The sequence below is a fragment of the Bacillus sp. NPDC093026 genome (assembly GCF_044754665.1).
GTDB classification, from domain to species: domain Bacteria; phylum Bacillota; class Bacilli; order Bacillales; family Bacillaceae; genus Bacillus; species Bacillus maqinnsis.
On the sequence record NZ_JBIVPN010000005.1, the window covers coordinates 175,491 to 182,976 of the forward strand.

The following is a 7,486-nucleotide window of genomic DNA, read 5'->3' on the forward strand; positions in this document are numbered from 1 at the left end:
GGTGATTCTACTAATTAAGAAAGCAGTAATAATGAAAAAAACACCTGAGACAAAAAGCCCGGTGTTTACTGAGATTCTAAAACATGCAAATGCAATCAAAATCATTCCAAGTATGAGGAATACATCTTCTAAATATTTTGAGCATAATTTCATTCAATAGCTCCCCTTTTAAAAACTAAATTGGCCCGACTGAATATATGCGTTCAAATCAAATGAATGGTCCGCTTGACTAGCTCTTACATGAGCATTAATAAGTGCAGATGCTGGATCTATACGTTGTGAGGATTTTGACTTATCAAGCATGATGTTCTCTTGAGCATCAATTTTTGTCACAGCATTGCCCATCGCCCAAGTTAGAAGATCATTGTTATCATGAATGATTTTTCTGGCTTTGACCTTTTCGCGAAAATCTTTGGTTGGTTCTGACAGAGTTTGTACCCCCTGCCTAATCTCAATCATCACATAACCGTCTGATTCCATTTGTTGAGCAAATTGTGTTGCATTGTATGGATCATAACCTAGCTCTTTTATCTTCCAACCTTTTTCTTTCTCCATTCGTTTGATGTAAGCACGGATATAGTCGTAATCAACGACAGCACCATCTGTAAGTGTTAGCCATCCCTTCTTGACCCAGAGATCATAAGGTACTCTGTCAGTTTTCATTCTCTCGTGAAATGTATCTTCCGGCATAAACCCATGTGCTGTCACAAAATACATACCGTTTTCAAGTGGGAATTCAAAACTTGCAGCAGTTAAGTCAATACGCTTTGATAGGTCGATCCCTGCGTAACACTCTTTACCGTAAAGGTCAGGAATATTCTCATGTTTCCCACAATCAGACCAAGCTTGCATATCCATATAGCCACCATCACGCATATTGACCCAGATGTTCATGTTTTTGGTCAAGAAATTACGCATTTTTTCTGGAACTGCAAGTGCTACCTCTAACTCGCCGCGTAAAAAATTCAATCCATGTTCGTTTGCCGCAACGATAGGATTCGCTTTAATCCAATTGCGTTCATCTTTGATGTCGTCACCAGGATCAAGTTCATTAATCATGACAAAATATTGATCATTTGTTTCAACATTGTTTGGATCAAGAATTTTAGAAACGTATTGATATTCTACTCGGTATGCAGGATTGTTTAGTTCAAACCCAGCTGTCGTAATAATCATCATAAGGGGTTGAATTCTTGTCGCCATCCCTGATGATAATACATCATAAATTTCAGATGTTTTATGAGCATGGTACTCATCTATGATGCCACATTGAGGGTTGAAACCATCTCCTGTCTTTCCTGCATCCTTGGATAAAGCCTCAATTTTCGACAACGTTTTAAGGTGTTCTATTTTACCGTAAGCCACCCGGTATTTTTTTTCAGGTATATTAAGTAGCTCACACTTACTGATTTGAGCTTTAATTTCATTCCAACATATTTTAGCTTGCTCGGCTTTTGTTGCACCGATATAGACCTCAGACATGTATTCATCGTTAGCAAACGCCTCATATGATCCTACACAAGCAAGACTTTGAGTTTTGGCATTTTTACGACCGACTTGCCAATAAGCCTTTTTAAATCTCCTGTACCCTGTATCTTTATGTACCCAACCGTAAATATTACCGAAAATAAAAATCTGAATGGGGTCAGGTACAATATTTTCCCCTTGCAAAGGACCCTTTGTATGTTTAAATTGTGTCATCCAGAATAAGAATCGTCTTGCCTTCTCGTCATCAAAGAAATAGGGGAAATCTGCTGTGCCTTCTCTTTCAATATCGTTCAGAAAACGTTGACAAGCCCAAATATGTTTTTGACAAGCTACAATTTCTCCTTGTACAACATCATTTGAGTAATCAACCATAAACTGTTTAATTGTCTTCATACATTAGTAAACTCCTTTTCAGCAGCAGTCTTTTCTCTGATCTCCTGCGTTTTGGTGATCGCTAGTTTTGCGCGTGCTGATGGTGTAAGACCAAAATCATTAGCAGCTGATTTCATTTGGTCGTAAAAATTCTTTTGCCGTTTCAATAAGGGATGTTCCTCTCCCGCATCATAAACTGGCTGTCCCATATTATCTCTACCTATGATTTCTTTATTTATCATAATCCCATCTTTCTCTATCACCTTTGTAATAGAAATGTACTGAGAATAGGCATTACAATAGGCGGCCAACATGCTGATATCTGCCTCCGTTATAATGTCCACTTCCTTTAATAGCTCGGCAATCCGTTTGAATTCCTTTTTAGCAACCTTATCCAACCATGATGGAGGTTTAATATTGTTTGATCGCATTTTCATTTTCTGTTCCTGTTCAGCACGCATCGCTAGTTCATCTGTGTTTTTCTTATTTGGATTGCCCTGTATTAATTGAAGCGTTGCGGATTTTGCAGGTCTCGGCATATTTTTCACCTCATTCCAATTCAGTTTTTTAAAATTTATGCTTGATTTTGAGCAAAATCATGCTATGATCGAATTAACAATAAAACCAGTCATATCAAGCCCTCTCGGTATTTTCGCCGAGGGGGTTTTTCGTGTTTTCGGAAACTTTGAAAAGCGGTGTTTGTTTGCAGACAACGGCTCACCGATCTTCACGAAGCCATTTCCTAGGGATTTAATGCCGGGGGTACTTATGACCCTCGCTTGCCATGAACCTTGTTGTGGCAGCTATTACACATGCTTTCGAGGTTATTTAAATCTAATCGTTTGTTCCAATCATGTTTTAGCTCCACTATGTGATGAACCATGACAGCGGGAACGACACGATCTTGTTTTAAACAGCTTTGACAAAGGTAATTGTCTCGCATTAGAACAAGTTGTCTTGTCTGTTTCCATTCTCTTGATTTATAAAAACTTGTTGATTGTTTATCTCGAACATGTTTGTTGTAATACTTCGCTTCCTGCTGCTTACCATCAGCATGAGCAGGACAATAACCATCCCTTGTTAAATCTCTGCATCCTCGCACCTTACACTCCCTCAATGGTTTAGGTGGCATTGGATTCACCAGCTTTCCTCTCATCTATCAACGCAAACAAAACAAAGGCATTAAGATGCCCCACTTTCTGTACAGCATAAAACTCCCTGTACTCCCGTTGATATGATGCTAGATAGGATCGAGCTGCTTCATAGGTCAGAGTCTGGCTGACATGCAGGAGACTGTCTATAGCTTGCCTATCCCTCACACCATAAGACCCAAGCATCCCTAACCCTCTGATGATCTCCCCATCCGCCCATATGCATCCCCTTTTATTAAGGGCTTTGAGACCGTTATACAATTGGTCTGTCCTTATTGCGTGTCCAATTGCTGTGTTAATAATTAGTTCCCTGAGTGAGTTGTCCACGTTGTGTCCCTCCCCAAAATAAAAAGCACCGCCCTAATGGACAGTGCTTTCAGTATTTATATTTATCTGTAGTTCAGGAAATAATGTCTTGCTGCATCTTCACTATACGTTCTTGCGCACCTTTGAAAGACATATCCTCAGCATCAATATTAATCAAGTATTAACTTTCTGCTTTACTACTTTATCATAATTCTCTATACAATCTTCCAATAAAACCAAGGTCGTATATAACCTTCCAATGGATTTCTTCCGTCTTTTCACAGAACAATTCCAAAAAACAATCAAAATCAAAAAAGGTACACCAGCACTTACTAATACATATTGAATTACAGGTGTAAAATCATTTAGAGAGTTGAACAACTCATTAAAATTAATCTTTTTAATATCTTTACTGTCTAAATATTTACCATAGATATTACTCATAAGCGAAAAAAAATTTGATATTATTGCCAATCCTGCTGACATCATAACAGTTATCATAACAAGTAATATTGAAATAGGCTGACTGTATAAAGTTTGAGTGTCTTTCTCTACTTCTATAGAAGCCTCAACTCTTTTTAACATCCTGTTTAATTCATCTTTATCATGATCTAAGATAATGTCTTTTTGTAATTTAAGATCTTCGTCGAAAGTATTTTTATGTAACATTTTTTTATACTTTTTTTTATAACGACCTGTTAAATATTTTATAGCATATTTAGATTCTCCAAGTTTCCTTGTCATATATGATCACCTCAGATGATATATCGACCTGTTATTTGAAAATTTTATTATTCGCAAAGTTTGTCGAACGGAAAAACGACCTCCACAATGGAAGCCGCTCTCATTTTATCACCTAATACCATAATAACCGCTCTGAGACAGAATGCTTTGCCAAGATCGTGCCAAAAATGTGCCTTTTTTATTTTATGGAAAAATCTTTTAGCATACAAATTTTTATTTCTTCTAATTGATATTTTAAATCCTCTATTTTTTCTTCCGTCACTGGTTTACCTGCTAGCTTATTATTAAAGTGCTTAAACAATTCATTTATATAATCTAACAGAAGCTTGAATGTACCACTTTCAAAATACAACTCATTTGCGTGACAATAATTATTCGCATCAACGATTTTTCGTTCTGCTTGCCTTTTATCAAAATTCTCCTCATAAGTAGAGATCAATTTTCTTGCTTCTTCGAATTTATTATTATTCCATAATTCCCTAACTTCTAAAACCATCTTCCGAGGCATGAAATCTTTTACATAGTCATCAATATCTTCTGTATTAAAATCTAACAGAATAAGGCTACCTCTCACTTTAGGAATATCCACATTATGTCCTTCTGCCTCCTTAAGTAATTTATAAGCTTCTGCATAATGAATATGCTTTTTTTCGTTGTAAAGGCTGTAATCATTTTTTTGTTTCTCTAATTTAGTATTTATTCTTCCACCAATCACCAATACGATAATTCCAAAAACCGATGATATTACAGTATTAATTAAAACAAACCATTCCATATTTCGATAAACTCCCCTCATAAACTTTGTTTCCTAACTCTCGGTTGGTACAAACTTACTTTTCCATTATATCACTTTATCCACATTATCCACCAATTCACCATATCTAATATTGTGTCTAACTAAGAGAATCGCTGAATCCTTTGCCCCTCTTGCTTTTCAGTCATATCCTCAAAATGAGTTAGACATTTTCTCATTGTGGCAAATTGATCAAAAACATCACAAAAAAGACCCATCTGCCACTTGAACAGATGAGTCTATAAGCCGAAGCTGTCCATTGTTTTGTCCATTGTATCTTGTGTGATTCCGATGTATCTTAAAGTGATGTCTGGGCTTGAGTGATTAAATATTTCTTGCAACAAGGCGACATCCTTGAACTTTTTATAATGCCAGTAACCGAATGTTTTTCTTAATGTGTGTGTGCCTATGCTATCAAGACCTACATATTCGGCTGCCTCTCTCAAGATGTTATAAGCACTACTGCGGCTGATTGGCTTGTTTAGCCCCTCTCTACTTCTAAATAAATATTCTTGATCATCACGACCTTTAATGTATTGATCTAGTGCTTTCCGAAGCGTCTTGTTTATCTTGATTCTTTTTTCTTTGCCTGTCTTCTTCTCTCTCAAAGACACGTATTGTTTCTTAACGTCTTTTATTCGTAATTGCAAAAGATCAGATATACGCAAACCTAAATTAATACCCGCAACAAACAACAATAAGTTTCTTTTGTTCCGCTCTCCTAGATACTTTTTGATGTAATGGATTTGATCTAAGTCCCTGATTGGTTGTACAAAATTCATGATTTCCCTCCCTGCTTATACACTTCTTCTCGCAAAGCAAAGGCTAGTCTATAATATGCTTTATTTTTTACACGGTAGTAATTCCGCTGGCTGAGGCCCATTTCTGCGTATATCTCGTAGTCATACATTTCTTCCGTTTGCATATAAAGCATGACTAAAATACGACGCTCTTTTTGCGTGAGGCGGTTGATCCCGCGTTGAATACGTTTCATATACCTGTCTCTATCAATTTCCCAATTCATTTTTTTTAAAGCAGCATCCTCCGTGGGCGAATGGAACTGGTTAGAAAAACTTGGTGGAGTTATCGTATAAGTTGTTGTGATCTTTGGAAGAAGGTCTTCTGGCGTTTGAAGCATTAACAACTTATACTTTTCTAACATTCTTTCCATTTTTTCTCTCGTTTTTTCTTCATCAATCTGTGGAATGTCTAAATTCATTTGATTCATAACAATATCCCCCTTTATTTTCTGCGTAACGCCCCGCCTTTGGCTCTTTTTAACCTCTGCATGTTTTGCCCCATAAGCTCTCTTAAATCTCTGTCAGTGAGCTTCTGCGTGTTCTTTTTGGGCTTTTCCTTTTTCATGTCTGCTCCTTTCCGACAAATAAAAAACGGACACCAACCAGCACCCTTAAAAGGTGTTGATCAGTGTCCGCAGGCTCTCCGTCTTGGACTTATTCGTATGTCTCTTCTTTGAAATCCCAGTAAGTTTTTCCTGTTTCTACGTCATTTCCTTCTTGATCTTCCTTTGTTACAGGTTCCCCCGTATCGTGCGAGTATAATTGCTTAACAATTTTTGATAGTATGACGCGTTCATCGCCATCAAACTCATTGTTAGTATCATGAATATACTGTCTAACTAATTTTTTTGTCTTTTCATAAACCTTTACGGCTTCTTGTTCTTCTTCGTATATGCCGACAACACCCTCTTGGTAGTCAGATACCATCCATCGCTCAACATTTTGAATTTTCATTCCGCTACCTCCGTCTTGGACTTATTTAGTTTGAAAAATCGGTTCATATGTTTGCTGAAATATATCAGGCTTACAAGGGTAAAACGCCCCCTATATTTTTACTCCCAATTACTAAATGCCATTTCAACTTTTAATATTTAACCTCTTCTCATTTGAACAATTTTTCCTCTATGATTGTCTGTTAACTTTTCCAATGGAATTCCTAAAAGTTCTGCCAAAATATCATTCGGCAAACTAATTCTGTATTTCCTTTCCAACAAATCTGAAAGAGAGCTTTCTCCGATAATACCTGCTTGTTCTAGTAATTCAAAGGCCTGCTTCATAACAGTAGGTTTAGATATAGGATGAACGGTATCAAATGGTTCGCTTCTCTTCCATCCTCTTGAACTCATCCTTTTTTGTAATCGTAGATACTGCTCAGAAGATACTAATCCTAGACTTTTTGATCGATATACCATGCTAGCAGCAGATACATTCCACTTTGATTTTAAATTAAGGTACGCATCTAAGTGATCTTCATATCCTTTTATATCTTCACAAAAGGCTTCCGAAGGTAATAAAAAGTTAGACGCAAAGATGTTCGCCTCTTTCTCCATTTCGCGATATTCTTGGGGATTTAACTCTTGGGGATTTACTTTTTCTGAATGTAAGACCCAATGAGCTAATTCGTGTGCCAAACTAAATTGTTGACGAAAAAAAGAATTATTATCTTGGTCAATTAAAATGCAATAATAATTTTTTCCATTAACCTTTGTTTGACTACCAAAAGCATCTACTTTTTCAGAATGAGAATTTATTGCTGCAACTTGAAATCCATGTAATTCAAGCAAATGAAGCATATTGGGGATTGGCTTATCCCCTAATTCCCATTTTGTACG

General features: G+C 36.7%; 10 protein-coding genes. All 10 read right to left on the reverse strand.

The window, feature by feature from the left end; all coding sequences use genetic code 11:
• Positions 1 to 168 precede the first annotated feature (168 nt).
• Positions 169 to 1,881 carry a terminase large subunit gene (locus ACIQCE_RS12850; RefSeq protein ID WP_400495326.1) on the reverse strand — a complete coding sequence of 571 codons (1,713 nt, stop codon included), beginning with the start codon at positions 1,879 to 1,881 and terminating at the stop codon, positions 169 to 171.
• Complete coding sequence (locus tag ACIQCE_RS12855) at positions 1,878 to 2,399, reverse strand: phage terminase small subunit P27 family (RefSeq protein WP_400495327.1); 522 nt, start codon at positions 2,397 to 2,399, stop codon at positions 1,878 to 1,880. The genes ACIQCE_RS12850 and ACIQCE_RS12855 overlap by 4 nt, the downstream gene beginning before the upstream one ends.
• Positions 2,400 to 2,626: 227 nt before the next feature.
• Complete coding sequence (locus ACIQCE_RS12860; protein WP_267542813.1) at positions 2,627 to 2,992, reverse strand: HNH endonuclease; 366 nt, start codon at positions 2,990 to 2,992, stop codon at positions 2,627 to 2,629.
• Positions 2,982 to 3,338: a hypothetical protein gene (locus tag ACIQCE_RS12865; protein ID WP_267542812.1), complete on the reverse strand. Its 357-nt coding sequence runs from the start codon at positions 3,336 to 3,338 to the stop codon at positions 2,982 to 2,984. The genes ACIQCE_RS12860 and ACIQCE_RS12865 overlap by 11 nt, the downstream gene beginning before the upstream one ends.
• Positions 3,339 to 3,491: 153 nt before the next feature.
• A complete protein-coding gene (locus ACIQCE_RS12870) occupies positions 3,492 to 4,061 on the reverse strand; it encodes a hypothetical protein (RefSeq protein ID WP_400495328.1) in 570 nt (189 codons plus the stop codon).
• 178 nt (positions 4,062 to 4,239) lie between these two features.
• A complete protein-coding gene (locus tag ACIQCE_RS12875; RefSeq protein ID WP_400495329.1) occupies positions 4,240 to 4,836 on the reverse strand; it encodes a hypothetical protein in 597 nt (198 codons plus the stop codon).
• Between the two features lie 257 nt (positions 4,837 to 5,093).
• Positions 5,094 to 5,636: a site-specific integrase gene (locus ACIQCE_RS12880; protein WP_400495330.1), complete on the reverse strand. Its 543-nt coding sequence runs from the start codon at positions 5,634 to 5,636 to the stop codon at positions 5,094 to 5,096.
• The gene (locus ACIQCE_RS12885; RefSeq protein WP_400495331.1) at positions 5,633 to 6,082 is read right to left on the reverse strand and encodes an ArpU family phage packaging/lysis transcriptional regulator; all 450 of its coding nucleotides are present in this window, start codon (positions 6,080 to 6,082) and stop codon (positions 5,633 to 5,635) included. Before ACIQCE_RS12885 ends, ACIQCE_RS12880 begins: the two co-directional genes overlap by 4 nt.
• A gap of 226 nt (positions 6,083 to 6,308) precedes the next feature.
• Positions 6,309 to 6,608: a hypothetical protein gene (locus ACIQCE_RS12890; RefSeq protein ID WP_400495332.1), complete on the reverse strand. Its 300-nt coding sequence runs from the start codon at positions 6,606 to 6,608 to the stop codon at positions 6,309 to 6,311.
• Positions 6,609 to 6,745: 137 nt separating this feature from the next.
• On the reverse strand, positions 6,746 to 7,486 hold a 741-nt coding region (locus tag ACIQCE_RS12895; protein WP_400495333.1), incomplete at its 5' end, for an ImmA/IrrE family metallo-endopeptidase.

Bases quoted from the DNA above. Each gene is read 5' to 3' on its own strand.
- ACIQCE_RS12850 (WP_400495326.1), bottom strand. From the start codon at position 1,881: ATGAAGACAATTAAACAGTTTATGGTTGATTACTCAAATGATGTTGTA.
- ACIQCE_RS12855 (WP_400495327.1), bottom strand. From the start codon at position 2,399: ATGCCGAGACCTGCAAAATCCGCAACGCTTCAATTAATACAGGGCAAT.
- ACIQCE_RS12860 (WP_267542813.1), bottom strand. From the start codon at position 2,992: ATGCCACCTAAACCATTGAGGGAGTGTAAGGTGCGAGGATGCAGAGAT.
- ACIQCE_RS12870 (WP_400495328.1), bottom strand. From the start codon at position 4,061: ATGACAAGGAAACTTGGAGAATCTAAATATGCTATAAAATATTTAACA.
- ACIQCE_RS12875 (WP_400495329.1), bottom strand. From the start codon at position 4,836: ATGGAATGGTTTGTTTTAATTAATACTGTAATATCATCGGTTTTTGGA.
- ACIQCE_RS12880 (WP_400495330.1), bottom strand. From the start codon at position 5,636: ATGAATTTTGTACAACCAATCAGGGACTTAGATCAAATCCATTACATC.
- ACIQCE_RS12885 (WP_400495331.1), bottom strand. From the start codon at position 6,082: ATGAATCAAATGAATTTAGACATTCCACAGATTGATGAAGAAAAAACG.
- ACIQCE_RS12890 (WP_400495332.1), bottom strand. From the start codon at position 6,608: ATGAAAATTCAAAATGTTGAGCGATGGATGGTATCTGACTACCAAGAG.